This is a genomic window from Megasphaera stantonii (assembly GCF_025567065.1).
In the GTDB taxonomy this organism is placed as follows: Bacteria; Bacillota; Negativicutes; order Veillonellales; family Megasphaeraceae; genus Megasphaera; species Megasphaera stantonii.
Window position 1 is genome coordinate 1 of the sequence record NZ_JAOQKD010000014.1, and the last position, 3257, is coordinate 3257.

Here is a 3257-nt window from a genome sequence, read left to right on the forward strand (position 1 = left end):
TGTGTTAGAATGGATGTGATCCATAGTGATTGCTCCTTTGTTGATGATTTCTCGCAAAACCATTTTAACATGAAGCTTCACTATGGATTTTTGTTTTTTGATTACCTGTTCAAATTCATTTTACAATTAACCAACTGCAAATTTATGCTGATAATATTGATATTACTAGCGGTGCAAATGGTATGTATACTGTTCTGGGGGATGGTGGTAAGGGCGGCAATATTATTTTAGGCTCAGAAGACAGAAAAATCCAAGGCTTAACCATAGAATCCGGCGGCCAGGGCATTGATAATAAAAACGGCAGTGTTTATGTTTATGGTGATGAAGATAGTGTAATTAGTATTAATGCAAATAATGCTGAACGTTTGACTGACGAAAATGAAAATAACCAAGCTGCCATAGCTAATGAATGTAATGGCGAAATTTTCATTAAAGGCGATATTATTAGTCTTAAAACAAATACAAGTTACAAAGAAGATTTTTATGGAAATCCTACTGATCCGGTTTTTGGTGATGGTATAAGAAATGTTAGTAATGGCACAGCAACTTTAAATGCTAACCAAGTTACAATGGATGTAACAGGATCTGGCGTTTATAATACTTCCGGTCAAACTACATTAAACTCTAACTATGTTAACATAGCTGCAAAGGGAGACTATGGTATTTATAATATATACGGTGAAGTTTCTTTTAATACTAATGGCAATAATATTATAATGGCCCAGGGGCAAGTAGGTGTTTTTAACCATGGTTCCGGTAAAATTAATGTTATTGCCTCTGAAAATGCTGATGCTAAAGGCTTTGATGGTAACTTAGGCAATTCTAATTACAGTAATGAAATATTCGGCAATGTAGACGGTGTTGACTCCAATGGTAAGGGTACAACGAACGTTCTTGCTGATAGTAATAATAATATTTTTGGTTCCAGCAATAGTGTTTTTAGTGGTGGCGATAAAGATGTTATAAATGTAACTGCTGGCAATAACAATACTATTGGTAAATATATAATTAAATCTGATGAAGAAAGCTATGAGTTAGAAAGTAGCAATGGTATAACCATGCGCGGTAGTGATAATAGCCAAATTAATATTTCTTCAGTTAAAGGACAAACTGATATTTACGGTGCCCATGGTATCTATATTTCTACTAGTAAAGGCAGTAACGTAAATGTAAATGCCGGTACTGATATTAATATTGTGAGCCATGAGAATGGTATAGCTGTTAATGGCTCTAACACTGATAAGATAGGAAATAGTGTAAACCTTACTGCTGATAATGGTACAAACTATATAAGTGTAGATGGAGAAAAGAATGATAGAGCAGGGCTTTACAGCAGTAATCATTCTCAAATAAAGCTTGATGCACAGAGTAATACTGTTTCGCTTACCGGCAAAGGTAGTGGCAATGCCATAGAAAGCGTTAATAATAACAGCCAAATTTTATTGGAAGCCGATAAAACCAATACAATTTTGGCTAATGAAACTGCAACATCAATATTGGATGATGCTGGAATTTACGGCGATAAATATGCCGTAAATTCCCAAAACGGCGGTAATGTTGATGTTAAAGCCGGTTTAGAAAATAATGTTTACGGTGCTGTATATGCAACCGGTGAAAATTCTATTGTTGATATTGCCAAACTTGATGAAGCCGGTACTGCTTTCAGCAGAATTGCCGGTGGTGAAGTTGCAAACAGCATTTACTCCGCTGCAATTATTGACGGCGCAGGCGGATTAGCTGGTAAAGAAACCACGACAGACAGCACCGGCACAGAAACAACCACCGGCATGGACGTCGTGTCTGCGTTGTATGCCGAAGAGGGCGCGCAAATTAATCTTTCCGGTACGAATACAATCCAGACCTATTATGCCGATACGACGGATGAACATACGTCTGAACGAGCTGTATGGGCTTATGCCGGTGCAAATATTGCCATTGACGGCGAAACCCATATCAAAACGTACAACTACGATCAGTCTCCGAACAGCGGCGACATTGCCATTGCCGCCGGCACGGCGACGAAATTAAAGGCTGAAGATTTTACAGCTGAAGCGCTTGGTAACTTGAAAAAAGCGACTGTCAATTTAAATTACAAGGCTGGCAGCTCCATTGAAGGTGATATTCTGGCGGCGTATGGCGGCGAAGTCCATATCAGCAACGCCGCGATGAAGGCGAAGGCCGCCGGTGAAGAAGCTTCGTTTGACGGTATTAACATTCACGGCAACTTACTTGCCGGTAATACAGGCGTGTTAAACGTCAACCTTGGCAACGGCGGCCGTCTGGAAGGCCGTGCTGATGACTACGGCGATGCCGGCACGGTTGAAAACAACGCTCACGGTACAACGTTCTTCAACCCGGCGTTCAGCAGCCAAATCCTTACGGGCGGCGAAATGAACCTTACCATGGGTTCAAACTCGACATGGGAAGTTACCCGCCAGAGCTGGATTACGAGCGTGAATACGCTCGGCAGCGAAAACGTCGTGATCGATCTCACATCGGCTAAATCGGATTTGAATGAAAAATCGCGGGCTCTGACGATCGGTGAAATGAAGGGCGACGCTGTTTTCTCAATGAGACTGGACGGCGATAGAAGTGCCAGCGATATGCTGTATATAAAAAATGCTAACAACGGCAAGTATTTCATCCACTTGGAAAATCCCGTGACTGTAGAAGATATGTATAACGGGTTCGACGGTTTGCGCTTTGCGACAGTCGGCAAGGGTTCTCATGCCACGTTCAGCGCTGGCACGTACGACAACGGCGTGTATAACGTCGAATACGAAGTCGGCACGGACGACTATGATGGAAATAAGGAAAACAGCGCGTATAACAGCACGAATGCCGACGGCAAAATGGATGCGGCGAAACCGGGGAATGCTTTGGTAGATAATCTCTTTAAGGAAGAACCGCAGGAAGCTGCTGCAAACGGCGTCATGACCTTAGCGGCTGTTGCTTCGCCCGATTCGACAGATGCGACGGAAGACATGGGCACGAATACGGGCATGAACGGGGCGGACTTAGACGATACGACGAACTTCAAGCTCATCGGCGTCAAGTCGACGGAACTGTCCGACGCCGGCAAGACCGTCGTTGCCATGTCTAAAGTTAACTACGCCAACGCCATCTACATGGACCGCCTGAACAAGCGCATGGGTGAAGCGCGGTACATCGACGGCGACGAAGGCTTGTGGGTACGCATCCGCCACGACCGCATCGGCAAGTCCGACGCCTTCCGCAGCAAGAATACCATGATGGAA

At 43.4% G+C, this 3257-nt stretch carries 1 protein-coding gene; it reads left to right on the forward strand.

Features of this window, described 5'->3' with window-relative positions; translation table 11 throughout:
• Positions 1–182: 182 nt before the first annotated feature.
• Positions 183–3257 (forward strand): pertactin-like passenger domain-containing protein (locus tag OCV58_RS08075; RefSeq protein WP_267312845.1); only part of this gene is annotated, 3075 nt, incomplete at its 3' end.